The sequence below is a fragment of the Streptococcus sp. SS4 genome, assembly GCF_030440125.1.
In the GTDB taxonomy this organism is placed as follows: domain Bacteria; phylum Bacillota; class Bacilli; order Lactobacillales; family Streptococcaceae; genus Streptococcus.
Genome location: NZ_JAQFJM010000007.1, coordinates 114,382 through 140,844, shown reverse-complemented (window position 1 = coordinate 140,844; position 26,463 = coordinate 114,382). Strand labels below are relative to the sequence as shown.

General features: G+C 37.2%; 25 protein-coding genes. 21 read left to right on the top strand and 4 right to left on the bottom strand.

Features of this window, described 5'->3' with window-relative positions; translation table 11 throughout:
• Window positions 1–171 precede the first annotated feature (171 nt).
• Entirely contained in the window at window positions 172–1,653 is a 1,482-nt protein-coding gene (gene guaB, locus PCY16_RS07690) for an IMP dehydrogenase (RefSeq protein ID WP_070577135.1), read from the top strand.
• Between the two features lie 168 nt (window positions 1,654–1,821).
• Here the strand turns inward: guaB and recF are convergent, their stop codons facing one another.
• Window positions 1,822–2,922: a DNA replication/repair protein RecF gene (gene recF, locus PCY16_RS07685; protein WP_060971642.1), complete on the bottom strand. Its 1,101-nt coding sequence runs from the start codon at window positions 2,920–2,922 to the stop codon at window positions 1,822–1,824.
• Window positions 2,923–2,924: 2 nt separating this feature from the next.
• The gene (gene yaaA, locus PCY16_RS07680) at window positions 2,925–3,302 is read right to left on the bottom strand and encodes a S4 domain-containing protein YaaA (RefSeq protein ID WP_002892188.1); all 378 of its coding nucleotides are present in this window, start codon (window positions 3,300–3,302) and stop codon (window positions 2,925–2,927) included.
• A gap of 77 nt (window positions 3,303–3,379) precedes the next feature.
• Here yaaA and PCY16_RS07675 point away from each other — a divergent pair, with 77 nt between their 5' ends.
• From PCY16_RS07675 to rpsD, 18 genes are all read left to right on the top strand, one after another.
• A complete protein-coding gene (locus PCY16_RS07675; RefSeq protein ID WP_070577134.1) occupies window positions 3,380–4,630 on the top strand; it encodes a pitrilysin family protein in 1,251 nt (416 codons plus the stop codon).
• A gap of 1 nt (window position 4,631) precedes the next feature.
• A complete protein-coding gene (locus PCY16_RS07670; RefSeq protein WP_195413440.1) occupies window positions 4,632–5,909 on the top strand; it encodes a pitrilysin family protein in 1,278 nt (425 codons plus the stop codon).
• Between the two features lie 58 nt (window positions 5,910–5,967).
• Window positions 5,968–6,825, top strand: coding sequence for a helix-turn-helix transcriptional regulator (locus tag PCY16_RS07665; RefSeq protein ID WP_070577130.1), 858 nt, complete (start codon window positions 5,968–5,970; stop codon window positions 6,823–6,825).
• A 12-nt stretch (window positions 6,826–6,837) separates the two neighbouring features.
• Window positions 6,838–7,380, top strand: a complete 543-nt coding sequence (gene pgsA / locus PCY16_RS07660) for a CDP-diacylglycerol--glycerol-3-phosphate 3-phosphatidyltransferase (RefSeq protein ID WP_070475423.1) — start codon at window positions 6,838–6,840, stop codon at window positions 7,378–7,380.
• A 12-nt stretch (window positions 7,381–7,392) separates the two neighbouring features.
• Complete coding sequence (locus PCY16_RS07655; protein WP_002892176.1) at window positions 7,393–8,223, top strand: energy-coupling factor ABC transporter ATP-binding protein; 831 nt, start codon at window positions 7,393–7,395, stop codon at window positions 8,221–8,223.
• Entirely contained in the window at window positions 8,199–9,041 is an 843-nt protein-coding gene (locus PCY16_RS07650) for an energy-coupling factor transporter ATPase (RefSeq protein WP_070577129.1), read from the top strand. Before PCY16_RS07655 ends, PCY16_RS07650 begins: the two co-directional genes overlap by 25 nt.
• On the top strand, window positions 9,034–9,828 hold the full coding sequence (locus tag PCY16_RS07645; protein WP_002892171.1) for an energy-coupling factor transporter transmembrane protein EcfT: 795 nt from the start codon (window positions 9,034–9,036) through the stop codon (window positions 9,826–9,828). The genes PCY16_RS07650 and PCY16_RS07645 overlap by 8 nt, the downstream gene beginning before the upstream one ends.
• 300 nt (window positions 9,829–10,128) lie before the next feature.
• Window positions 10,129–10,701, top strand: coding sequence for a LysM peptidoglycan-binding domain-containing protein (locus tag PCY16_RS07640; protein WP_037599365.1), 573 nt, complete (start codon window positions 10,129–10,131; stop codon window positions 10,699–10,701).
• Window positions 10,702–10,884: 183 nt separating this feature from the next.
• Window positions 10,885–11,583 (top strand): transglycosylase SLT domain-containing protein, encoded by a 699-nt coding sequence (locus tag PCY16_RS07635; protein ID WP_195413439.1) that lies wholly within the window; start codon window positions 10,885–10,887, stop codon window positions 11,581–11,583.
• Between the two features lie 129 nt (window positions 11,584–11,712).
• The gene (locus PCY16_RS07630; protein ID WP_073689287.1) at window positions 11,713–13,422 is read left to right on the top strand and encodes a hypothetical protein; all 1,710 of its coding nucleotides are present in this window, start codon (window positions 11,713–11,715) and stop codon (window positions 13,420–13,422) included.
• 144 nt (window positions 13,423–13,566) lie between these two features.
• Window positions 13,567–14,688 (top strand): tRNA 2-thiouridine(34) synthase MnmA, encoded by a 1,122-nt coding sequence (gene mnmA / locus PCY16_RS07625; RefSeq protein WP_195413438.1) that lies wholly within the window; start codon window positions 13,567–13,569, stop codon window positions 14,686–14,688.
• Window positions 14,689–14,707: 19 nt separating this feature from the next.
• A complete protein-coding gene (locus tag PCY16_RS07620) occupies window positions 14,708–15,322 on the top strand; it encodes a MarC family protein (protein WP_155198432.1) in 615 nt (204 codons plus the stop codon).
• 179 nt (window positions 15,323–15,501) lie between these two features.
• Window positions 15,502–17,403 carry a tRNA uridine-5-carboxymethylaminomethyl(34) synthesis enzyme MnmG gene (mnmG, locus tag PCY16_RS07615; protein WP_060971631.1) on the top strand — a complete coding sequence of 634 codons (1,902 nt, stop codon included), beginning with the start codon at window positions 15,502–15,504 and terminating at the stop codon, window positions 17,401–17,403.
• A 73-nt stretch (window positions 17,404–17,476) separates the two neighbouring features.
• Entirely contained in the window at window positions 17,477–19,441 is a 1,965-nt protein-coding gene (locus tag PCY16_RS07610; protein ID WP_013991330.1) for a DHH family phosphoesterase, read from the top strand.
• A gap of 1 nt (window position 19,442) precedes the next feature.
• Window positions 19,443–19,901 carry a 50S ribosomal protein L9 gene (rplI, locus tag PCY16_RS07605; RefSeq protein ID WP_002885729.1) on the top strand — a complete coding sequence of 153 codons (459 nt, stop codon included), beginning with the start codon at window positions 19,443–19,445 and terminating at the stop codon, window positions 19,899–19,901.
• Between the two features lie 43 nt (window positions 19,902–19,944).
• The gene (gene dnaB, locus PCY16_RS07600) at window positions 19,945–21,306 is read left to right on the top strand and encodes a replicative DNA helicase (protein ID WP_195413436.1); all 1,362 of its coding nucleotides are present in this window, start codon (window positions 19,945–19,947) and stop codon (window positions 21,304–21,306) included.
• Window positions 21,307–21,331: 25 nt separating this feature from the next.
• A complete protein-coding gene (locus PCY16_RS07595) occupies window positions 21,332–21,634 on the top strand; it encodes a Veg family protein (protein ID WP_002885699.1) in 303 nt (100 codons plus the stop codon).
• Window positions 21,635–21,831: 197 nt separating this feature from the next.
• The gene (gene rpsD / locus PCY16_RS07590) at window positions 21,832–22,443 is read left to right on the top strand and encodes a 30S ribosomal protein S4 (protein WP_002885833.1); all 612 of its coding nucleotides are present in this window, start codon (window positions 21,832–21,834) and stop codon (window positions 22,441–22,443) included.
• 222 nt (window positions 22,444–22,665) lie between these two features.
• On the opposite strand, the gene PCY16_RS07585 is transcribed toward rpsD, so the two are convergent.
• Window positions 22,666–22,854 (bottom strand): hypothetical protein, encoded by a 189-nt coding sequence (locus PCY16_RS07585; protein ID WP_003095232.1) that lies wholly within the window; start codon window positions 22,852–22,854, stop codon window positions 22,666–22,668.
• Between the two features lie 115 nt (window positions 22,855–22,969).
• On the opposite strand from PCY16_RS07585, the gene PCY16_RS07580 reads away from it, so the two are divergent.
• Window positions 22,970–23,332 carry a DUF1304 domain-containing protein gene (locus PCY16_RS07580; RefSeq protein WP_002892150.1) on the top strand — a complete coding sequence of 121 codons (363 nt, stop codon included), beginning with the start codon at window positions 22,970–22,972 and terminating at the stop codon, window positions 23,330–23,332.
• Between the two features lie 74 nt (window positions 23,333–23,406).
• Here the strand turns inward: PCY16_RS07580 and PCY16_RS07575 are convergent, their stop codons facing one another.
• Window positions 23,407–23,946, bottom strand: coding sequence for a TetR/AcrR family transcriptional regulator (locus tag PCY16_RS07575; RefSeq protein WP_070577119.1), 540 nt, complete (start codon window positions 23,944–23,946; stop codon window positions 23,407–23,409).
• Window positions 23,947–24,074: 128 nt separating this feature from the next.
• Here PCY16_RS07575 and PCY16_RS07570 point away from each other — a divergent pair, with 128 nt between their 5' ends.
• Window positions 24,075–26,444, top strand: coding sequence for a YhgE/Pip domain-containing protein (locus PCY16_RS07570; protein ID WP_195413435.1), 2,370 nt, complete (start codon window positions 24,075–24,077; stop codon window positions 26,442–26,444).
• Window positions 26,445–26,463 lie beyond the last annotated feature (19 nt).

Below are 26,463 nucleotides of genomic sequence, written 5' to 3'. Positions count from 1 at the left end.
AAAGTAGGGACTCAAGATAATCTGGAGCCCTATTTTTATTTGGAAAAAGGTTTTCTTAGAATCTTATGCGAAATCTGTTGACAAATCATTTTAGCATGATATGATATTAACAATTAAAAAATAGGCTGGGGTTTTTGTACCTCAAAACTTTGAGAAAAGAGGACGATTATAATGTCAAATTGGGACACTAAATTCTTGAAAAAAGGTTACACTTTTGATGACGTATTGCTTATTCCTGCGGAAAGTCATGTTCTACCAAACAACGTCAACTTGAAGACGAAATTGGCTAAAAATTTGACATTAAATATCCCAATTATCACTGCAGCCATGGATACGGTCACAGATAGTAAGATGGCTATCTCAATTGCTCGTGCAGGTGGTTTGGGTGTCATTCACAAAAACATGTCTATTGCGGAACAAGCTGAAGAAGTTCGAAAAGTAAAGCGCTCTGAAAATGGTGTCATCATTGATCCATTCTTCCTAACGCCTGAAAATAAAGTTGCTGAAGCTGAAGAGTTGATGCAACGTTACCGTATCTCAGGGGTTCCGATTGTTGAGACACTTGAAAATCGTAAATTGGTTGGTATTATCACAAACCGTGATATGCGTTTTATCTCTAATTACGATACTCCAATTTCAGAACACATGACTTCTGAGAAATTGGTCACTGCTCCAGTTGAAACAGATCTTGAAACGGCTGAAAGTATTCTTCATGAGCATCGTATTGAAAAGCTACCTCTAGTTGATGAAGAAGGTCGTTTGTCAGGACTTATTACTATTAAGGATATCGAAAAAGTTATCGAGTTTCCTAATGCAGCTAAGGATGAGTTCGGTCGTCTTTTGGTAGCAGGTGCTGTAGGTGTTACTTCTGATACCTTTGAACGTGCAGAAGCTCTTTTTGAAGCAGGCGCAGATGCTATTGTCATTGATACTGCACATGGTCATTCAGCAGGTGTTCTTCGTAAAATTGCTGAAATTCGTGCCCACTTCCCAGACCGTACTTTGATTGCAGGAAATATCGCAACAGCTGAAGGTGCGCGTGCACTTTATGAAGCAGGTGTCGATGTTGTTAAAGTAGGTATCGGACCAGGTTCTATTTGTACAACACGTGTGGTTGCGGGTGTAGGTGTTCCTCAAGTCACTGCTATTTACGATTCAGCTAGTGTTGCGCGTGAATACGGAAAAACAATCATTGCTGATGGCGGTATCAAATACTCAGGTGATATTGTAAAAGCTCTTGCAGCAGGTGGTAATGCTGTAATGCTTGGTTCTATGTTTGCTGGTACTGATGAAGCACCAGGTGAAACTGAGATTTTCCAAGGTCGTAAATACAAATCTTACCGTGGTATGGGATCAATTGCAGCGATGAAGAAGGGATCAAGCGATCGTTACTTCCAAGGTGCAGTTAATGAAGCGAATAAACTTGTTCCAGAAGGAATTGAAGGCCGTGTAGCTTATAAGGGTTCTGCTGCTGATATCGTATTCCAATTGATTGGCGGTATCCGTGCAGGTATGGGTTATACAGGTGCAGAAGATATCCAGGCTTTACATGACAAAGCTCAGTTTGTTGAAATGTCAGGTGCAGGACTTATTGAAAGTCACCCTCACGATGTTCAAATTACAAACGAGGCGCCTAACTACTCAGCTCATTAAAAAAACATAAAAGTACTTATCTCAGATAAGTACTTTTTGTTTACATTAGGGTTTACAATATATTTACACAAACAAAATTGTCAATAAAGGGTTTGGGTGAGTTTCTGTTTACACTTTATTAACATCACTTGTCATATATGTAAAGCACAGAAAACAGAAAAAAGTCGCTTAATCGACTTGTTTTTCACAAATAATACCATTCTTGACTAAGAAGGTCTTTAAATCGGGTGGTAGGTTACTCAGATGATCAAGTGAAGTTGTCGTCATGAAGGTTTGAACCTCTTCGTCAATACTTTCTAACAGTTTGAGTTGACGGTGATTGTCAAGCTCACTCATGACATCATCGAGGAGAAGAATTGGAAATTCACCTGTTACTTTTTTTATCAGAGCAATCTCAGCCATTTTTAAAGAAAGAATGAGACTACGTTGTTGCCCCTGACTGCCGAAAGATGCGTTCATGTCATTAATGTAAAATGTCAAATCATCCCTATGTGGACCAACACCAGTGTTCTTTTTGAAGATATCCCTTTTGTGATTTTGCTTTAACGTGGTTAAAAATGATTCACGAATAACTTTGTTATTCCCGAATGGGATATTAGATTCGTAGGAGATTTTAAGGCGCTCTATCTGATTTGAGAGATTACTATGATGTCTATCTGCCTCTTCCTCTAATTGCTTGATAAATTCTAGTCTATGTTCGATAACGCGTGCTCCAAAATCGGAAAGCTGTTCATCTAACACTGAGAGAAAATTAATGTCTACATTGTCAGTAGATTTGAGATAGGCATTACGTTGCTTGAGTACATGATTATAACTTGATAGGTCTGAAAGGTAAACAGGCTTAATCTGTCCTAAATCAATATCTATAAATTTACGTCTTAGGCTTGGAGATCCCTTTACAAGTTGTAAATCCTCAGGAGCAAAGAGTACCACTGTCATGTGACCGATATAATCGGATAATTTAGCTTGTTTGAGGTGGTTGACCTTTGTTATGCGGCCTTTATTAGATAAACTGATTTCCAGAGGTAGCTTTCCACTATGACGATGCACGATGCCATTCAGTTTGAGAGTATTTTGCTGAAATTGAATCAGTTCCTTATCTGAACGGGTCCGATGACTACGTGTCAATGCTAGAAAATAGATGGCCTCAAGAATATTTGTTTTTCCTTGAGCATTGCGACCAAGAAAAATATTGAGATGAGGTGAGAAGCTCACAGAGGCTTCAGTATAATTTCTAAAGTGTTGAATATCAATATTTTCGAGCCACATAGTTAGGTTCCTGGGAAACGAACGGGTTTTCGTTTAGTTTTATTGCCTTCTTTTGACGGATGTGCCTTTTGTTTCTTTTTATTATCCTGATTCATTTTTTTTACAATGGCAGCAACACGTGCTTTTTCAGCGACTTCTTTTTGATGCTCTTCAATTTCATTTGTTGTAGGAGCTATAATCGTTATTTCAAGTTCCTCAGACGGAATAGTAATAACATCCCCATAACGAAGTTTTTTTCCACGACGTTTTTCATCCTCACCATTGAATAAAACGGTATTGTTAGCTAAAAAACCTTTAATAGCTCCGCCACTATGAATGATACTTAATTCTTTTAAAAGTGCCTGCAGTGTGATGTATTCATCAAATAATTTATATTCCATAGTACCTCAACTTTCTCTTGAGATAAGATAGCATAAAAATGGTATAATTGGAAGCATAAACTTTTTAGAGGTTATCAATGAAAATTGCTGATGGTGTCTATGTACACTTCATTCCAACACAAAAATATAAAACTAATCGTATTGTTTTTCGAATGACAGGTTCTTTGAATAAACAAACAATTGCTAAACGAGCTCTGGTTTCACAAATGTTGGCTACAGCCAATCAGACGTATCCAACAGTACAGTCTTTTAAAGAGAGATTAGCTTCTCTTTATGGAACACAGTTGTCAACTAGAGTGTTGACTAAAGGGTTGACACATAGTGTTGACATAGAGTTGACATACCTGAAAGATGCCTTTATCCCTACGAATAATGGATTATTTTGGGAAGTTCTAGGATTTTTGGAAGAGTGTCTTTACAAGCCATTGTCAAGAGTAGCTCAATACCAAAATAAAGTATTTGATATAGAAAGACAAAATTTAAAGACCTACCTTGATGTTGACACAGAGAATAATTACTATTACAGTGAAGTTAAGGGAAGAGAGCTTTATTTTGTAAATGAGGGCTTGAAAGTTCCCAAATATGGTCAAGCAGAACTTGTTGAAGCCGAGACTTCGTTTACAGCTTATCAAGAATTTCAAAGTATGTTGACAAGAGATCGTATTGATATCTTTATGGTTGGAGAATTTGATGATTATCAAGTACTCCAAGGTTTACATCGTTTTCCTTTGGAGGGACGTCAAGTTGATTTACAGTTTAGCTATAGTCAACCTTATGTCAATGTGGTGAAAGAAAAGATAGAACATAGGCAGAGTAGTCAATCTATTTTACAATTAGGGTACCAATTTTCATGTCAATATGGAGATAAAAATTACTTTGCTTTAATTGTATTCAATGCCATGTTTGGTGAATTTGCCCACTCTGCTTTATTTACAACGCTTCGAGAAAAGGAAGGATTAGCTTATTCAATTAGTAGTCAATTTGATGTCTTTACAGGTTTACTAGAAGTTTACGCTGGAATTGAAAAATCTAATAGAAATCAGGCTATGCGAGGAATTAGTAGAGAATTGAATTACATTAAATTAGGACGTTTTTCAAGTTCTCTCCTGAATCAAACCAAAAAAATCATACGAATGAATGCCCTACTCTCTGAAGATCATGCCTTAACATTGGTGGAACAACGTTTTAATAAGGTGATTTTTGGCGATAAAAGTCTTTCATTAGAGAATTGGTTAGATGAGATTGAGAAGGTTACTAAAAAAGATGTTTGCCGTGTAGCGCGTCAAGTTAAGCTACAGAGTTTGTTCTTTTTAGAAGGAGTGTCTTAGAATGGCTGCTTTGAAGAAACGTTATTATCAAAAAATTGATGAAGAAGTTTATTCAGCAATTTTAGATAATGGTATGTCTTTATCAATTATTAAGAAAAAAGGATTTTTAGAAAAAGCCGCCTTTCTGTCAACGAATTTTGGGGCGCTAGATAATCACTTTTATATTGATGGTGAGTTACAATCTTATCCAGCAGGTATTGCTCATTTTCTGGAACACAAGCTATTTGAGGATGAGCAGGGAAGGGATGTGACATTGGATTTTGTCAAGCTTGGAGCTGATGTCAATGCTTTTACAACCTTGGATAAGACAACATATTATTTCTCTACCCTTGACCACTTTGAGGAGTCTTTAGAACTTTTATTGAAGTTTACATCAAAGTTTACAAGTTCCGAAGATGCTGTCAACCATGAAAAAAGAATTATTGAACAAGAAATAAATATGTATCAGGATGATCCTGATTATAGAGTATATCTGGGTTGCTTACAAAGTTTGTATCCTAATACTATATTAGGACAAGACATTGCTGGAAGTGTTGATAGCATTGAAAAAATTACTGTAAAGGATTTGAAAGATAACTTTGACTGCTTTTACAGACCAGCAAACTGTCATCTCGTCTTGGTAGGTGATTTTGATGTTGAAGATATTTACACTTTTGTCAAGGAAAAACAAAGCGAGTTTACACTGCCTGAGAGAATAGTTGAAAAAGAAAAGAACCCTATTGAGTCAGATATCCAAAAATTAGATAGTCTTCAAATGGAGATTTTCATCTCAAAGCTAGCCATTGGTTTTAAGAGTGTTCCTTTTACTGATAATCGTATGAGAGAAAACATACTGGTACAGTTATTGTTTAATTTACTGTTTGGCTGGACGTCTCCTTATTATCAAAATTGGTATGCTGAAGGAAAAATAGATGAGTCTGTGTCAATTGAATACGAGGTATCTAATCGATATTCATTTGTCATTATGACTATGGACACTGCAGAACCTATCCGTATGTCAAGCTTAATTCGTCAAGTGATGACGTCGGCAGATAAAAAAAGACTGTTGACGGATGAGGCATTGGATTTGCAAAAGAAAGCTTTGTATGGTGAATTTTTACGTAGTCTAGACAATATCCAGAATTTAGGAAGTCAGTATTTAGCTTATTTTGAGAATGATAAAACATACTTTGATTTTGGTCAGGAACTGATGAGCATTACTTCCAAGGATTTGAAGGATTTTTTGAATCATTATCTCTCAAATATAGAGATTACCGATTTTGTTGTCTTCCCTAAATAAGTGATTATTTGCTATAATAGAGACACGAAAACAAAGAAGAATATTAGAAAGGGGAAAAATGAAGTTACACTCTCTAGGTGAGCAATTACGTGCAGCACGTGTAAAGAAAGAATTAAGTTTATATGATGTAGAAAAAATTTCTGGAGTCGAAGCTCAGTTTCTTCTGGCTATGGAAATGGATCAACTTAAAGCTTTGCCAGAGGACATTCAGCAAGAAGCGCTTGAAAAGTATGCCACTTCGGTTGGTTTAGATGGAAAGCGTCTGTTTGAGGAGCAGAGGCAGAACGAGCAAAAACTAAAAAAAGAAAAGAAAACAGTTGAACGTAAGGAAGAAAGCTTAGCTACCAAAGCTCCTATGTCACGCTTTTTAAAGCATAAACGTGAAGAAAAAAGAAAGTCTAACTATCTACCTTTACTAATTCTTAGTGCGGTTTCGTTACTTATCATTTGTTCAGTAGGTTATATTATTATTAGACATCTTTCTAATCAACCTCAGGTGATAAAACCGAATACTATCTCTACAGTTAATCATCTATCAACGGCTAGTAAGGCTAAATCGTCACGAAGCATTTCTGAGGTTACCGTTTCGGGGGCAAATGTAACAACGACAACTCAAGGAAATCAGCTAATGGTTGATTTCTCCAATGTAAATTCTTCAGTAGTTTTAGATGTAGAGTTATCAGAAAATAATGATGACACCTGGTTTTCAGTAGATAATTCAGAGACTTCAGAGAGTTACCTCCTTTCAAAAACGAAAAATTCAAAATACTCTTTAGATTTTTCTGATAAAACGAAACCCACTCAAATTATTATTGCTCAATCTTCAAAAGTAACTCTAAAGGTAAATGGGGAGTCACTTGATTTATCGCAATTAGATAAAAATACACCTAGCTACCTAACATTAAGAATCCAATAGAATCGAGAAGAAATGTTTAAAAAAGAAAATTTACCTAACTTATTGACACTTGCTAGAATTATTTTGATTCCTATCTTTTTATTGATGACATCACTTGCGTCAAGTAATATCATGCATATTGCTGCGGCGGTTGTCTTTGCTGTTGCCAGTATTACAGATTATTTGGATGGCTATTTGGCACGAAAATGGCATGTTGTTACTAATTTCGGGAAATTTGCAGATCCATTAGCGGATAAAATGTTGGTAATGTCAGCTTTTATTATGCTAGTAGGTATTAATCAAGCGCCATCCTGGGTAGTTTCAGTTATTATCTGTCGTGAGCTTGCAGTCACAGGTCTTCGTCTTTTATTAGTGGAAAACGGAGGTACAGTTCTCGCTGCAGCTATGCCTGGTAAGATTAAGACAGTGACTCAGATGTTATCTATCATTCTATTATTGTGTCATTTGCATTTTATTGGAACAATTATGCTTTATATCGCTTTGTTCTTTACAATTTACTCAGGCTATGATTATTTCAAAGGTGCAGGTTTCTTATTTAAGGATACTTTCAAGTAGTACGATAAACAAATGATTGAAATAAAAAATTTAAAGTTTAAATATCATCAAGATCAACCATCCTATATTCTTGATGATGTATCGTTTCACGTGAAACGTGGGGAGTGGCTATCCATTGTAGGGCATAATGGTTCTGGAAAATCCACGACAGCACGTCTTATTGACGGACTATTAGTGGCAGAGTCTGGGCAGATTATCGTTGATGGTCAAGAATTAACAGAAGAGAATGTCTGGGATATTCGTGATAAGATTGGCATGGTCTTTCAAAATCCAGATAATCAATTTGTTGGGGCAACTGTTGAAGACGATGTTGCTTTTGGTCTTGAAAATAAAGGTGTTCCCTATGAAGAAATGGCTTCAAGAGTTCAAGAGGCTCTGGAATTTGTAGGAATGTCAGAATTTAAGGATAGAGAGCCAGCTAGATTATCTGGAGGTCAAAAACAACGTGTGGCTATCGCAGGTATTGTAGCTATGAGACCATCAATTTTGATTTTGGATGAGGCAACTAGCATGCTGGACCCAGAAGGTCGCCAGGAATTGATTCAATCTATTAAAGCTATCCGTAAAGAATACGGAATGACTGTTTTATCAATTACTCATGATCTCGATGAGGTCGCTTTGAGCGACCGTGTTTTGGTTTTGAAAAAAGGTAAAGTGGAGTCTGTTTCAAGTCCTCGTGAACTATTTAGTAGAGGCACAGAGTTGGTTGACTTAGGTTTGGATATCCCTTTTAGTGCATTATTAACTCAAAAGCTAAGAAATAAAGGTCTGATAGAGTGTGAAGACTATCTGACAGAAAAGGAATTGGTAGAACAATTATGGGAATCTCTCTCGAAAATGTAAGTTATATCTATCAAGCGGGTACTCCTTTTGAGGGGCGTGCCCTTTTTGAATTGACAACGACGATAAAAGATGGTTCATATACAGCCTTTATTGGACATACAGGAAGTGGTAAATCTACTATTATGCAGCTCTTGAATGGCCTCTATATACCAACTAGTGGTCAGGTTCAAGTTGATGATACTATCATAACCAGTCAATCAAAGAACAAGGACATAAAACCAATTCGTAAGAAAGTAGGTTTAGTTTTTCAATTTCCAGAAAGTCAGTTATTTGCAGAGACTGTTTTAGAAGATGTTGCCTTTGGACCTCAAAATTTCGGAGTTTCTAAGGAAGAAGCAGAACAACGTGCTATTGAAAGTCTAAAATTAGTTGGACTCCCGGAAGAATTTCATGGACAGAATCCTTTTGATTTATCAGGAGGGCAAATGCGACGTGTTGCCATTGCAGGGATTCTAGCTATGCAACCAGATATTCTGGTGCTGGATGAACCGACTGCAGGTCTAGATCCACAGGGCCGGAAGGAATTGATGTCTCTCTTTAAGGAGTTACATCTTTCTGGAATGACGATTGTTTTAGTTACTCACTTGATGGATGATGTTGCCGATTATGCAACAGCTGTGAATGTTATGGAAAAAGGGCAACTAGTGTTGACGGGAGCTCCTAAAGATGTTTTTCAAAAGGTTACTTTTCTTAAAGAAAAGCAATTAGGTGTTCCTAAAATTACAGAGTTTGCACTACAGCTACAAGAAAAAGGTTATCGATTTGAAACTCTCCCTATTACAATCGAGGAATTCGTAGAGGTGTTGTCGCATGGATAAGTTAATTATTGGACGTTATATTGTTGGGGACTCTTTTATACACCGATTAGATCCTAGAAGTAAATTATTAGCCATGTTGATTTATATTGTTATTATCTTTTGGGCTAATAATCCTTTAACTTATGCTGTAATAACTTTATTTACACTTTTCTTGGTTTTCTTGTCTAAAATAAAACTTGGTTTCTTTTTAGGTGGAATTAAACCAATGATTTGGATTATTTTATTTTCTACCCTATTTCAAGTTTTCTTCAATACAAAAGGGAGTGTGCTTTGGTCTATCGGCTTTTTAAAGATTACGGAAGTCGGTTTAAATCAAGGTTGGATGATATTTCTTAGATTTATCCTCATTATTAGTTTTTCTACCCTACTTACTCTAACGACAACACCTTTAAGTTTATCTGATGCAGTTGAATCACTTTTAAAACCACTTACTGTTTTCAAAGTGCCAGCACATGAAATTGGTTTAATGCTATCTTTGAGTCTACGTTTTGTACCAACTTTGATGGATGATACGACTCGTATTATGAATGCTCAAAAGGCGCGTGGTGTTGACTTTGGTGAAGGAAATATTATTCAGAAAGTACGGTCAATAATACCTATTTTAATTCCTTTGTTTGCATCAAGCTTTAAACGAGCAGATGCTCTGGCGATTGCTATGGAAGCACGAGGCTATCAAGGTGGTGAAGGACGAACAAAATATCGTCGACTTTCATGGAATAGTCGAGATACCTTATCAATTATTGCTATTTTAGCTTTAGGATTAATGCTTTTTTATCTTAAGAGTTAATTCGTTGAGATAAATAAAAACTAGGTCTTAAGACCTAGAAACTTTAGATGGACGCCCACGTAGGCGTTCTTTTTTCGTCTAATCCCAACCTACTTGTAATATTTTTAATATCCCTAACAAGGGGATGTTATATTTCCAAGGTATCATAGATACATGGTTATAGTTCTTCAGCTTAATCTGGATTGAAAAATCCCTATATAGAATAAGCCCGTTGATTTACCCATTAGTCATAAACAATAAAATAACTTAATATCTTTGACTAATATGGATTGGACTATAAATAGATAAAGGAGCATCATCATGCAAAAAAAGAATACATCTAACACTAAAAAATTAGGTCTTTTTGGACTTGTTACAGTAGCAACACTTGGAGCAACAGCCTTAGCTAATGCAGAAACTTACACAGTTCAAAAAGGCGATACCCTTTCAGCTATTGCTAAGAAGAATGGTACGACTGTAGATGAAATCGTTTCAAAAAACGGTATTCAAGATGCCAATAAGATTTCTATTGGTCAAAACTTAACAATTAATGAAACTACTGAAGAAACTACAGAACCTTCAGTTACAACAGAAGCAACTGCTGAATCAACACAATCAACAGAGTCTACACAAAGTGAAGATACTCAAGCAACCAATACAAATCTTTCTTCTTCAGAGGCAGCTGCCAAAGAAGAAATTGCACAACGTGAGTCAAGCGGTAGCTATACAGCTCAAAATGGGCAATATTATGGACGTTACCAATTAGCATCATCATATTTGAATGGAGACTTGTCTCCTGAAAATCAAGAGAAAGTAGCAGATAATTATGTAGCAAGCCGTTATGGTTCATGGACTGCAGCTCTTGCTTTCTGGAATGCTAATGGTTGGTACTAAATCATTATTACTGACTTATGAGGAAAACTAGTAAAACCTCATACAAATAAGGGAAAAATGCCAGATTTTTGGCATTTTTTTATTAAATTGATAAATCATTGTAACATTAGACATAATACAAATAATCGGCAGTAATATTACTAGGTTATGATGAATGTAACTAGAATTAACTAGGAGGGATTTATGTTTAAAAAAAGTTATAAGGGACGCCGTATTAAATTTGCAGCGAAGAAATCATTGGCGGTACCAGTAGCAATTGTAACAAGTTTTATTGTTATTTTGGCAGTATCACTGTCTACACTAATTAATAAAGGGTTGGTTAATGCATTTTCAGATTCTGTTACTCCAGCCCCTTCAACAGCATCAACAACGTCAGAATCGACAGCAGATTTAGTAAAATCAACAGAAATTAGCTCAAGTAAAGATAATAAGGCTAATAAAGAAAAGGTTGAAGAAAGTAAGCATCAGTCAGAAACAACAGGAGAAGCGGTAGAAGCAGCTGAAAAGTCTCAGTCAGATACTGCTACTACAAGCACTGCTACAACGAGTACTGATACTACGTCGACTCAAAATACTGGGACAGCTCCTTCGGTTGCTGCAAGTGGTAGTGGGTCAGTTGTTCTCTCAAATGGTAACACTGCAGGAGAAGTTGGTTCTTATGCAGCGGCACAGATGGCAGCTGCTACTGGTGTTCCTCAGTCAACTTGGGAGTCAATTATTGCGCGTGAGTCAAATGGTGACCATACTGCAGCAAATGGTTCAGGTGCATCAGGTCTTTTTCAGACAATGCCTGGATGGGGCTCTACTGCAACGGTTGAGGATCAAATTCAATCAGCCTTGAATGCCTATAACGCACAAGGTTTGTCAGCTTGGAATTACTAATATTAATAGAAGTTGGGAGCGTACTCTCAGCTTTTTAATTTGGATGTGGGTAATATGTTTTATAGAGCTTTTTGTTATTATTAGGTAGGGTATGGCCTTTTTGTTATAATAGGAATGAAAGGTATAGCAATGAAACAAATTTTTAAATCAAGAGAAAAGTTGTGGGTTTCTCTTATTATTATAGCTTTTGCTGTGTTATTGGTTACACCACAACTATTTACAAGAAAAGTCATTTTAGGTTCAGATTCCATCTTTCACTATAACAGATTCTATGAAGCTGCTATGCAACTAAAAAATGGTAACCTTTCTTACTTTTTATCTTTATATGGATTCCAACAGTCAGGCCGCATTGTCAATGCTCTTTACGGTCCTTTTTTTGCCTATTTACAAGGAGGGCTTGTTTTAATAAGTGGCACTTGGTTTCGTTATCAGATTGTGTCAAGGGTATTACTACATATACTGTCTGAGTCCTCAATGTATGCTTTGCTCAAGCAGTGTAAAGTTAAGACAACAATTGCCTTGTCACTAGGTTTACTCTATGCGACAACATTCTCTATCCAATACTGGACGATGCGTCAGGGTTTCTCTAGTTGGGGAGCAGCTTTACTACCTTTTTGTTTTATTCCAGCGATTCACTATGTCTTTTATCAAAAAGTAGAACCAATTAGACTTGCCTTATCTATGGCATTGATTTTTCAGGTTCACGTACTTAGTGCTTTGATGCTAGTGATGATGTATCTTCCTTTTTATCTTTACACTTTTGTAAAGTCTCCTATCGCAAAGAAAAAGGAAACCTTCGTGCAAGTCGTTATAGCAGTCATTCTGTTCCTCTTACTGACTGTCAATATCTGGTTAGTACTCCTATATTTGAGAGGGACTAATCACCTTTTAGATCCATTTATAAATAGAGAAATAGGTAAGAATGGGATAGATGGAACGGCAAGATACTGGCTATATACCCCAATTTCCTTAATGGTGTTACTCATTTTACAGTTTATTTACGCTGTTTTGAATTGGAAGAAATTTGCTAAATGGAAAAAAATACTGCATTTTATTTATTTTATCTTTTTCTTCTTATCGACAGGTCTTTTTCCATGGCAGTATCTAGTAGAAAATGGAAATACATTTGCTGAATTGATTCAATTTCCATTTAGATTTTTTGTTCCTGCGACTATTTTACTTTTAGCAATTACAGGGTTAACGGTCACGCGATTTGTAAACTGGCGAAAAAGTATTGCTGTTTTACTCTTTGCCTTTGCGGGCGTTGGTCTTATTCAGAATATGATGGATACTACCGATCGTGTAAAAACTGCGGCACAAGATGGTGAACTTATTTCCATTGTTAAACATACTTACGTTGAAGGAGATTACCAGACGATAAGTCTTACCATGAATGACAGTGACTTGTCACAGTTTTTAAATTTAGTTGTCAAACCCACACCAGATTACGTACCGATTTATGGGAAAATAGGTGAGCAGAATACTTACGATCTTTATTATAAAAATATCGTTACGAATCAGAAGGCAGAAAAGCTAGTAGAAGATGGTTATCTTGTATTAACTTGGCCAGCTGCTGAAGGGGAGGAACTGAATCTACCAATAGTTGTTTATAAAGATTCTATCTTGACACTAAATGGTAAAGAACTAGACAAGGATGACTATAGTTTGTCAACGATTGGTACACCGACCGTTTCATCACAAAAAGGACAGAATAAACTTGTGTTAAGTTATCAGGAGCCAGGATGGCTATTTGTAGCGTTAGTGATTCCAATAATAGTTCTGGGAGTAATAGGTTTACAGTGGCTTTACACAAAAATAAGTATAAAAAAGGTTGCCTAGTGGTAACCTTTTTGCATTATTCTTTAATCATGATATAATTAGGCTTGCGTGCTTTTACGCTTCAAAATCGACCTTCAAATCGATATTTGAATAACTAGACCCTTCAAGTCTATGTTAATTTTTATTTGATGGGAGGAGTTATCTATGACTGATAATTCAAAAACACGTGTTGTTGTCGGTATGAGTGGTGGCGTTGATTCATCAGTGACAGCCTTACTTTTAAAAGAGCAAGGTTATGATGTAATCGGTGTTTTCATGAAAAACTGGGATGACACAGATGAATTTGGTGTGTGTACAGCAACCGAAGATTATAAAGATGTAGCAGCAGTAGCTGATCAGATTGGTATCCCCTATTACTCTGTCAACTTTGAAAAAGAGTACTGGGATCGTGTATTTGAGTATTTCTTAGCAGAGTACCGTGCAGGTCGTACCCCTAATCCAGACGTTATGTGTAATAAGGAAATCAAGTTTAAGGCATTCTTAGATTATGCGATGACATTAGGGGCAGATTATGTGGCTACAGGACATTACGCTCAAGTTGTTTGCGATGAAGACGGCATTGTCCATATGTTGCGTGGTGCAGATAATAATAAAGATCAAACCTACTTCCTTAGTCAACTTTCACAAGATCAGTTGCAGAAAACGATGTTTCCCTTAGGACATCTACAAAAGCCAGAAGTTCGTGAGATTGCTGAACGTGCAGGTCTTGCAACAGCCAAGAAAAAAGATTCGACAGGAATTTGTTTTATTGGTGAGAAAAACTTTAAAGAGTTTCTTAGCCAATACTTGCCAGCTCAAAAAGGTCGTATGATGACTGTCGATGGTCGTGATATGGGGGAACATAACGGACTCATGTATTACACCATTGGTCAACGTGGAGGTATGGGTATTGGTGGTCAAAAAGGTGGAGATAATGCTCCTTGGTTTGTAGTAGGGAAAGATCTTTCTAAAAATATTCTTTACGTGGGTCAAGGTTTCCACCATGAGTCGTTGATGTCAACTTCACTTGACGCTTCAATGATTCACTTTACTCGAGATATGCCAGAAGAATTTGAAATGGAATGCACAGCAAAATTCCGTTATCGTCAACCTGATAGTAAAGTTACTGTAAAGGTTAAGGGTGATAAAGCAGAGGTTATTTTTGCTGAACCTCAGCGTGCTATTACACCTGGTCAAGCCGTTGTTTTCTATGATGGTCAGGAATGTTTGGGCGGCGGTATTATTGACCAAGCGTATAAAGACGGAAAAGTTTGTCAGTATATCTAACTGGAGGTAAGTATTAACGATGAGTTCCCAATTGTTTTATGCATTTATGGCATTTTTCGCTATAATGAATCCAATTTCAAATCTTCCTGCTTACATGGCTTTAGTAGCAGATGATAGTCAAAAAATTTCACGAAAAATTGCTTTTAGGAGTCTTTTGATTGCCTTTGTTATTATAACTGTTTTTATCTTTTCAGGAGATTTCATTTTTAAAGTATTTGGAATTACAATTGTTTCTTTCAGAATTGCTGGTGGAATATTAGTGGCCGTTATCGGTTATCATATGATTAATGGTAATCATTCACCTAGCTATAAAGGAATGGAGCAGCAAGCAGTAAATTCAGATCCAATGTCTATTGCTATTTCTCCTCTTGCAATGCCACTTTTTGCAGGACCAGGAACGATTACAACTGCCTTAAGCCTGGCTAATGGGGGTTTGCGGAATCAACTAATAACCGTAGTTGCTTTTGCTCTACTATGTGTAATCACTTATCTCCTACTAAGAAGTGCAAAACAAATTGCAGGCTTCTTGGGAAAAAATTTGATGAAAATTATAACGAAAATGATGGGACTTTTACTATTCTCGATAGGAATACAGATGATTATCGTCAGTGTGCAGACCTTGCTTAAACAGTGATTTGCATTGACAAAACGATTTGATTTGATAAAATAACTTTAACAATAGTCATGATGGTCAAAGCTCATGAGAATTGTGCGTTTTTGCGTACAGTTTTCTGGAGTTTTGGCTATTTTTGTAGGAAAAAAACAAAGAAAGGATGGGGCAGTTGATTGTAAATCACTGCATAAATCTAAAAAATGTCTTACGAGTTTGATGAAAATTTTGATGTAATTGTTGTTGGTGCTGGTCACGCTGGTGTAGAAGCCTCCCTAGCTGCAGCCCGCATGGGATGTAAGGTTTTATTAGCGACTATTAACCTAGAGATGCTGGCATTTATGCCATGTAATCCTTCTATTGGAGGATCGGCCAAGGGTATTGTTGTCCGTGAGATTGATGCCCTCGGCGGAGAGATGGGTAAAAATATTGATAAAACTTATATTCAAATGAAAATGTTGAATACTGGTAAGGGACCTGCTGTCAGAGCTTTACGTGCACAAGCAGATAAAGCCTTGTATGCTATGACGATGAAGCATACAGTTGAGCGTCAGGAAAACTTAACTCTCCGTCAGTCAATGGTTGATGAAATTCTTGTTGAAGATGGTAAGGTAGTTGGTGTCAGAACAGCCACAAATCAAAAATACGGAGCAAAAGCGGTTATTGTAACAACAGGAACGGCTTTGCGTGGTGAAATTATCCTAGGTGAGCTCAAATATTCTTCAGGTCCTAATAATAGCCTTGCATCTGTTACATTGGCAGATAACTTGAGGGATCTTGGCCTTGAAATAGGAAGATTTAAAACGGGTACCCCTCCTCGTGTTAAGGCATCATCAATTAATTACGAAGAAACTGAAATTCAACCAGGTGATGAAAAACCAAATCATTTTTCATTCTTGTCGAAAGATGAAGATTATCTTCAGGATCAAATACCTTGTTGGCTAACTTATACGAATCAAGAGAGCCACGATATTATCAATAATAATTTACATCGTGCACCAATGTTTTCAGGTATTGTCAAGGGTGTAGGACCTCGTTATTGTCCATCAATCGAAGATAAAATTGTCCGATTTGCCGATAAGAATCGCCATCAACTTTTCCTTGAACCTGAAGGAAGAGAGACTGATGAAGTCTATGTGCAAGGCCTGTCAACTAGTCTTCCAGAAGATGTTCAAAAAGAGTTGATTCACTCAATTAAAGGTCTCGAGAAGGCAGAGATGATGCGAACTGGTTATGCGATTGAATATGATATCGTGCTCCCTCATCAATTACGTGCAACACTTGAAACGAAGTTAATTTCAGGTCTCTTTACAGCAGGACAGACCAACGGAACTTCTGGATACGAGGAAGCAGCAGGTCAAGGTCTAGTTGCTGGTATCAATGCAGCTCTGAAAGTCCAAGGTAAACCTGAGCTTATTCTCAAACGTAGTGATGCATATATTGGTGTAATGATTGACGATCTTGTCACGAAAGGAACCTTGGAGCCATATCGTTTATTGACATCACGCGCAGAGTATCGTCTCATATTACGTCATGATAATGCTGACATGCGCTTGACACCTATTGGTCGAGAAGTTGGTTTGGTTGACGATGAACGTTGGAATATCTTTGAAATTAAGAAAAATCAGTTTGACAGCGAGTTGACACGTTTATCAAAAGAAAAATTAAAACCAATTAAAGAAACGAATGAGAAAATTCAAGCTCTAGGCTTTAAGCCATTGACAGATGCCATGACAGCTAAAGAGTTTATGCGTAGACCAGAGATTGATTACGCCACAGCTACTCAGTTTGTGGGTCCAGCTGCAGAAAATTTGGACGCTAAGATTATAGAGTTGCTTGAGACTGAAATCAAGTACGAAGGTTATATCAATAAAGCTTTGGATCAAGTAGCTAAGATGAAGCGTATGGAAGAAAAGAGGATTCCCAAAAATATTGATTGGGATGCTATTGATTCTATTGCTACTGAAGCTCGTCAAAAATTTAAGAAAATCAATCCTGAGACCATTGGTCAAGCGAGTCGTATTTCAGGGGTCAATCCAGCAGATATCTCAATTCTGATGGTTTATCTTGAGGGCAATAATAAGGCCCGCAGAAAAGTAGATTAAGGGTGGTAACACGTTTAAAAGCCTTTTAATTAAGGCTTTTTTATGTTATAATTGTTGGATTAAGAGGTTTTATATGAAAAGATTTCACTTTGCAACGATTCATCTTGTAATGATTGGGTTAATTCTTTTTGGAATTGCTACTATTTTTGTTCGCGTACTAAAATCGGAGTCTGCCCTCATTTTTGCGCTTTTTATTATTATGGTAGTAGTTGTTGCCTTATTGCATTACCAAAAGACAACATATGAGTCCTTAGAAATAGAGCAATTAGATGAACTGAATCAGGATGTTGAAGATTCTTTGAAGACCCTTCTCGGAAAGATGCCTGTTGGGGTTATTACTTTTGATGAGAACGATCATATTGAATGGTTCAACCCCTATGCGAAGCTAGTACTTTCGGATGAAAATGGAAATTTCAATAAACAGTTGATTGCGGATTTTATTTCCCAGAAACGAAAAGGTTCACCTTCGAATGTGATAACCGTTGGTGACAATAAATATGCCGCTTTTGTGGATTTTGACAATAAGTTGACATATTTTATTGATAATGTTTATGATCAAGATGAAAATGCTGATCCAAATATGACTCGTCCTGTTATCGGGATTATTTCAGTTGATAACTACGACGATGTGACAGGAAGTTTACCCGATGCCGATGTTTCAAAAATCAACACATTCGTGGCAGGGTTTATTTCTGAGTTTGCTAAGGCTAAGCATATTCATTATCGACGTATTGAAGGCGATCGTTTTTACTTCTTCACCAATTACAGTGTCTTGACAGAATTCATGGATCAAAAGTTTTCTGTCTTGGATGACTTTCGTCAGCAGGCTCAAGAGCGTGGTTTACCACTGACTTTGAGCATGGGAATTTCGTTCGGTACGCTTAAGCATGATCAAATCGGTCAGGTTGCCTTGCAGAATCTGAACATCGCACTAGTTCGTGGTGGAGATCAAGCTGTTGTCAAGGAAAACGATGATCACAAGGAACTTCTTTATTTTGGAGGAGGTTCTGTCTCAACAGTAAAACGTTCTCGTACAAGAACAAGGGCTATGATGACTGCAATCTCAGATAAGTTGAAAACAGTCGAAAAAGTGTTTGTTGTCGGACATAAGAATCTCGATATGGATGCTCTAGGGGCCACTGTCGGTATGGCTCATTTTGCTAGTCAAATTGTTCGAAAAAGCTATGCTGTTTACGATGATACGGCTATGAATGCAGATATTGAGCGTGCGGTCGAACGCTTAAAAGAAGATGGTCAATCACCTCTTATTACACTTTCAGAGGCTGAAGAGTTAGTCAACCAACATTCATTACTAATTATGGTTGACCATTCTAAAATCAATTTAACTTTGTCTAAGGATTTTTATGATCGATTTAATGAAGTTATTGTGGTAGATCATCACCGTCGAGATGACGATTTTCCTGAAAATGCTGTTTTGACCTTTATTGAAAGTGGGGCAAGCTCAGCCTGTGAATTGGTTACGGAGTTGTTGCAATTCCAAGGTGCCCCAGAACGTTTGAGTAAAATCCAAGCCTCTATCCTTATGGCAGGTATCATGCTGGATACTAAAAATTTCTCAACTCGTGTGACTAGTAGAACCTTTGATGTCGCCTCTTATCTACGTAGTTTAGGAAGTGATAGTGGAGAAATCCAAACAATCTCTGCTACTGATTTTGAAGAATATCGACGAATCAATGAGTTAATTCTAGCAGGTGAACGTATTACAGATGATATCATTGTTGCCTCAGGTGATAATCCTAAATGTTATAATAATGTTGTGATTTCTAAGGCAGCAGATACGATGCTTGCCATGGCAGGTATCGAAGCAACTTTTGTTGTCGCTAGGACAAGCGATTCTACTGTAAATATCTCTGCTCGAAGTCATAAAACGATTAATGTACAACGTATTATGGAGAAAATGGGTGGTGGTGGCCATTTCAACTTAGCTGCCTGCCAATTGCGAGACTGTAGTGTTGCTCAAGCAAAAAATAAATTGATTGAAACTATTATGGGAGAGTTGGCTCCCAAGGAGGACTAAAATGAAAGTTATTTTCTTACAAGACGTTAAAGGTAAAGGTAAAAAAGGCGAAATTAAAGAAGTACCATCAGGTTATGCTCAAAACTTCTTGATTAAAAAGAATCTTGCTAAGGAAGCGACAAACCAAGCTATTGGTGAGTTGAAAGGCAAGCAAAAATCTGAAGAAAAACATGCAGCAGAGTTGTTGGCTGAAGCGAAGCAAGTTAAAGAGCAACTTGAAAAAGAAGAAAATCGTCTTCAATTTACTGAGAAGGTCGGACCAGACGGACGTACTTTTGGTTCAATTACAGCCAAAAAGATTGCAGAAGGACTTCAAAAACAATTTGGTATAAAAGTTGATAAACGTCATATTGAACTTGAACATCCTATTCGTGCGATTGGTCTGATTGAGGTTCCTGTAAAGCTTCATAAAGAAGTGAGCGCACAAATTAAACTTAACATCAAAAATAGTGCTGAGTAATTCGTTGACACTATAAGTAAATCTTGTAAAGGAGGGAATAATTGTGGCAGAGGCTCAAGAATTACGAGTACAACCTCATGATTTAGTAGCGGAACAGTCTGTTCTAGGGGCTATTCTCATTAACCCGGAAAAGTTGATTACAGTTCGAGAATTTATCGAAGCAGACGACTTTTACAAGTATTCCCATCGTGTCATTTTTAAAGCAATGGTAACGCTGTCGGATCGAAATGATGCCATTGATGCCACGACAGTACGTACCATTTTAGATGACCAAGATGACCTCCAAAATATAGGGGGTATTTCTTATCTTGTAGATTTGGTCAATAGTGTCCCAACATCCGCAAATGCTGAGTACTATGCTAAGATTGTGGCTGAAAAAGCCATGCTTCGACGTATTATAAATAGGCTGACAGAGACTGTCAACCAAGCATATGAGGGCGCAACGGAATCTGATGAAATTATTGCGAATGCTGAGAAAGCCTTGGTTGATGTTTCAGAGCATAGTAATCGTAGTGGTTTCCGCAAAATATCTGAAGTTCTTGACGTCAATTTTAATACCTTGGAGATGCGTTCTCAGCAAACATCAGATGTTACTGGATTACCAACAGGTTTCCGTGACCTTGACAAGATTACAACAGGTTTACACCCTGATCAATTAATTATTTTAGCAGCTCGCCCCGCAGTTGGTAAAACAGCCTTTGTGTTGAACATTGCTCAGAATGTTGGCACCAAGCAAAATAAAGCTGTTGCAGTCTTTTCATTAGAGATGGGTGCAGAAAGCTTGGTTGATCGTATGTTGGCAGCTGAAGGGATGATTGATTCTCATGCTTTACGTACAGGTCAATTGACAGAGCAAGATTGGAATAATGTTATGATTGCTCAAGGAGCACTGGCTGAGGCACCGATTTACATAGATGATACCCCTGGTATAAAGATTACTGAGATTCGTGCACGGTCCCGTAAATTGTCACAAGAAGTAGAGGGTGGTCTTGGTCTTATTGTGATTGACTACTTGCAGTTGATTACAGGTACGCGACCAGAAAATCGCCAACAAGAGGTTTCAGATATTTCAAGACAGCTAAAAATCCTGGCCAAGGAGCTCAAAGTTCCTGTAATTGCCTTGAGTCAGTTATCTCGTGGGGTTGAACAACGTCAGGACAAACGTCCAGTCTTATCTGATATCCGTGAGTCAGGATCTATCGAGCAGGATGCCGATATTGTCGCCTTCTTGTATCGTGATGATTACTACCGAAAAGAGGGTGAAGAACCAGAAAATGAGATTGAAGATAATACCATCGAAGTTATCCTAGAAAAAAACCGTGCTGGTGCGCGTGGAACAGTCAAGTTACTATTCCAAAAAGAATACAATAAATTTTCATCGATTGCTCAGTTTGAGGAATCATAATTTTCAGATTTAAGGAGATATATATATGAGTGATGCATTTGCAGATGTTGCTAAGATGAAAAACATCAAGGAAGCTATTAAGTCACATGAAGGTCAGCTAGTAGAATTGACCCTAGAGAATGGGCGTAAACGTGAAAAGAATAAAATTGGTCGATTGACAGAAGTTTATCCATCATTGTTTATTGTTGAATATCAAGACTTCAGTTCCCAAGCAGGAGCTATTAATAATAGTTATGTTGAATCTTACACTTATTCAGATATTTTGACTGAGAAGACTCTCATTCGTTATTTGAGTCCTGAGGAACAAGCAGAAATCGAAAATAAATAAGAAAAAGCCTTTACTTGGGCCTTTTTTCGTGGTAAACTATTAAAGTATGTGAAATAATAGCAGGATAAAATGAAGCTCGTCAACAGGAAGTCGGCTAGAAAAGTAACCTTTGCTGTTTGGGCGAAGTCTTTCTGAACGAATCAGGTTTATCTAAAACGTTATTTCCTAAAAATATTTTTTATAGGAGGACATTATTAATGTCACGTTATACAGGTCCATCATGGAAACAATCACGTCGCCTTGGTTTCTCACTTACAGGCACAGGTAAAGAATTGGCACGTCGTAACTACGTACCAGGTCAACACGGTCCAAACAACCGTTCAAAACTTTCAGAATACGGTTTGCAATTGGCTGAGAAACAAAAACTTCGTTTCTCATACGGTTTGGGTGAAAAACAATTCCGTAACTTGTTCGTACAAGCTACTAAAGTTAAAGGTGGAACACTTGGTTTCAACTTTATGGTTCTTTTGGAACGTCGTCTTGACAATGTTGTTTACCGTCTTGGTCTTGCAACTACTCGTCGTCAAGCACGCCAATTCGTAAACCACGGTCACATCCTTGTTGACGGTAAACGTGTTGATATCCCTTCATACCGCGTTGAAGTTGGTCAAGTAATCTCAGTTCGTGAAAAATCAGCTAAAGTTCCTGCTATCCTTGAAGCAGTAGAAGCTACTATCGGACGTCCAGCATTTGTATCATTCGATGCTGAAAAACTTGAAGGTTCATTGACACGTCTTCCAGAACGTGATGAAATCAACCCAGAAATCAACGAAGCACTTGTCGTTGAATTCTACAACAAAATGCTTTAATTTTAAGATTATTGTATCGAAAAGCCCGTTGTTATGGGCTTTTTTGTTTGCCTTAAATCATTGATTTTTAGGTTTGCTCAGTTATTTGTTCAGTTACAAGTTCCCTAAAGCCATTTCATAGAATGAGACGGCTTTTTGTTTTCGAATATTAAAAAGACCCCTAGTCTGATACAAGTGGCTAAGGGATTCGTAACATGATGATAGATGATTTTGAGGTATAAATTATTTATTATCCAATCCGCCTTCAAAATCTGCTGAAACGTTTGAAACGTAGTTGGTGAAGTAGCTTTCAAAATCTTTTTTTAGTTGGTCGTACTCCTCTTCGGAGTAATCTTTATCCTCTATATAAGCCTGAAATCTAGGAATTCCCAAATCTTTTTGGAGACGTTGGATTACTTCTGTCTTTGTCATAAGAACCTCTCTTTCATTCTTTATTTTACCATATTTCAAATTGTATGAAGCATACATGTTGTTTTAAAAGTTTACTTTTGATATACTGTCAAAGTTATTTAAGAAGGAGGCTACTATGTCTATTATTACACTAATCTTAGCTGGGATTGTTGCTTTGGAGCATCTCTATATCATGTATTTGGAAACTTTTGCGACACATTCAGACACGACTAGTCGTGTTTTCAATATGAGTAAAGAAGAACTTCAACGTGATTCTGTTACAAACTTATTTAAAAATCAAGGGATTTACAATGGTTTGATTGCTGTATTCCTCTTGTATGGGATTTTCACAAGTAGTCAGCTACTTGTAACTGTTTTTGTACTCAATGTTTTCTTTGCTGCTATTTATGGTGCTATAACTGCAAATAAGAAAATTATTTTAACGCAAGGTGGACCCGCAATCTTGACCTTACTTTCACTTATCATTTCCTTATTTTAAGGATTTTATTGTAAAAGAAAAAGCTGCTTTAACTGTTGAAATGGTTTGCAGCTTTTTATGCTTTTGAAGTTGTTTTATTGTGGAATAAATCGTAGAAGAAAATCTGTCATTTCTCGGGGGGATTCTTTTTTTCCTTTATTTATCCAGGCTTGACAAGCACCAAAAATAGCGTGCGCAAAATAAATACTGGTATAGTCTTTCTCAAATCCTTTTAGAGATCTTTCTTCAGCAGTAGGGACAATGAAGTCCTCAGCTATCATACGCTGAAGTTTATGTATCAGAAAATCTTGAATTTCTTTTGATCCATTGGTAGACAATAGAGCTGATAGGAGTTTTTCACGAGTAAGAAATTCAAAGATTTCGAGGAAGGCTCCCTCCTTCTTTCCTTCATATTTATCGAAGATATACTCTAGTTTATGAAAAAGCTCCTTCTGATAACTATCAATCATTTCATACTTATCTTTGTAGTGGGTATAAAAACTCGAACGGCTAATCCCAGCTGTTTGAACCAGACGAATGGTAGTAATATCATTGAAATCTTGGTCTTTTAAGCATATTACTAAAGCATCTAAAAGAGCTTTTTTAGTTTGAGCTCGCCTTTGATCTTTTGACATACAAATCTCCTTTTATACACTTTTAGACTATATGTCCAAAAACTAATTGTTTAACATTGATTTTCATGTAAATGAGTTTATAATTGATTATATCATAAAAATAAACACAATGTCTAAAAAGGAGAAATATGTTAGCAGAATTAAAGGCGCTTCTTAAAAGTCCAAAGCTCTGGATAACTATTATTGGTGTCTCATTGATACCCGCTTTATATAATCTAATCTTTTTATCTTCTATGTGGGATCCTTATGGAAATGTAAAGCATATGCCAGTAGCCGTAGTGAACAAAGATAAGAGTGCTAGTTTCCAGAATAAAACTCTAAATATTGGTCATGATATGGTAGACAATATGTCTAAAAATAAAAATCTAGACTATCATTTTGTGACTGAAAATGAAGCCAAAAAAGGAATTGATGATGGTGACTACTATATGGTAATCACTTTTCCAGAAAATCTCTCAAGTAATGCAGCAAGTCTTTTGACAAATGATCCTAAGAAACTTGAAATTTCTTATCAGACAACAGCAGGGCATAGCTTCGTTTCTTCAAAAATGAGCGATTCTGCCATGTCTAAGTTGAAGGATACTGTTTCTAAAAATATTACATCAACTTATGTTGGAGCTGTCTTTAGGAGTATGTCTCAACTTCAGGGTGGTATGGGAACTGCAGCGAATGGGGCTAGTCAATTATATGCAGGTGCAGGCGCACTTCAGTCAGGGAGTCAGACCTTATCAAATGGCTTAGGAACTCTTGCTGGCTCTACACAAACATTGGCTACAGGTGTTGATACCTTGAGTTCAGGCGCGTCTGCCTATACTTCAGGTGTGTCAACTTTGTCAGGCGCTTTGTCACAGTTAAACGCGAACTCTGAGGCCGTTAATTCTGCTGCAGGTCAATTTGTATCAGGAGCAGAGGCCATGAATACCTTAGTTACAGGTGCAGATTCGTTGTCAACAGCGCTCAGTCAAATGGCTACAGCAACAAGTTTATCTGAAGAACAGCAAGCACAGTTGTCAACCTTGTCAACTAATTTAACTGATTTAAATACAGCAATTCAAAATCTTAATACAGCGGTAAGTAACACATCATTACCAAGTGGAACATCAACAACATCAGTAGATACAAGTTCAATAGCGACTTATCTTTCAAATATTTCTTCTGCAGCTAGCTCTATAGCTACAGCTAGTGCAACTGATAAAGCAAATGATTTGGCTGCGGTACAAGGAACAGCTGCTTATCAAAGCTTGACGGCAGATCAACAAGCAGAGATTACATCGGCAATTAGTAATGCAGGATCTACAGCTAGTAGTTATGCTTCAACTATTGCATCTGATGTGTCAAGTATGTCAACTGCTTTATCTAGCTTGACAGGTACGACAACAACTAGTAGCGGAGATTCAAGTAGTTTAGCTTCTCTACAAACATCTATCTCAGGCATTGCAAGTTCGGCGAATGCACTTCTTCCTGTAGCTTCATCAACGGTATCATCAATGCAAGCTAATATTGCTAATGTCAATTCAGTACTTGTCAATCAATTATCACCAGGAGCAACTCAAGTGGCATCAGGTGTGTCAACAGCTCAAAGTACTCTAGCAACAGGTGCAAGCTCACTTTCAACTGGTTTGTCAACTTATACTGGTGCTGTGTCAACGATTGCCAGTGGTGCTCAAACTCTAGATGCTAACACTAGTAGTTTAATGACTGGTTTTGCTACTCTTCAGAGTGGTACAAGTGCTCTCAATACAGGGGCTCAACAATTAGCAACTGGAGGAAATACCTTAACAAATGGGTTGACAAGTTTGTCAACTAACCTTTCCACATTGTCTGATTCATTAAACAAGGCTAATCAGCAACTCTCTCTTGTATCTGTAAACTCAGACAATGCAAAAATGGTGAGTGCTCCACTCAAAGAGAAGAAAACTGATAAGGATAAGGTTGACACTAATGGTGTGGGAATGGCTCCATATATGATTTCTGTTTCTCTTATGGTTGTTGCTCTTTCAACTAATGTTATCTTTGCTAAGAGCTTGACAGGAAGAAAATTTACGGGCCGTTTTGATTGGGCTAAGAATAAGTTACTTATCAATGGTATTATTACAACTATGGCTGCTACTGCGCTTTATATTGCCATTCGATTTGTGGGAGTTGAACCAAATCATCCATTAGCTACATTTGGTATGATTCTCCTTGCAGCATGTACTTTAATGGCGCTGGTTACAGCCCTTGTAGGTTGGAATGATAGATATGGCGCATTTGCTTCCATGATTATGCTGCTTTTGCAACTAGGGTCTAGTGCAGGGACTTATCCAATTGAACTTAGTCCTAAGTTCTTTAAGGTCATCCAACCATTCTTACCAATGTCCTACTCGGTATCAGGTCTTCGTCAAACTATTTCAATGACAGGACAGATCTCAGATCAAGTTCGTATGCTATTTATTTTCTTACTTATCTTTGTAGTTGTAGGTATTATTATTTATAGACCAAAGTCTGAAAATGAATAAACTAAAGGCCAGCTCTAAT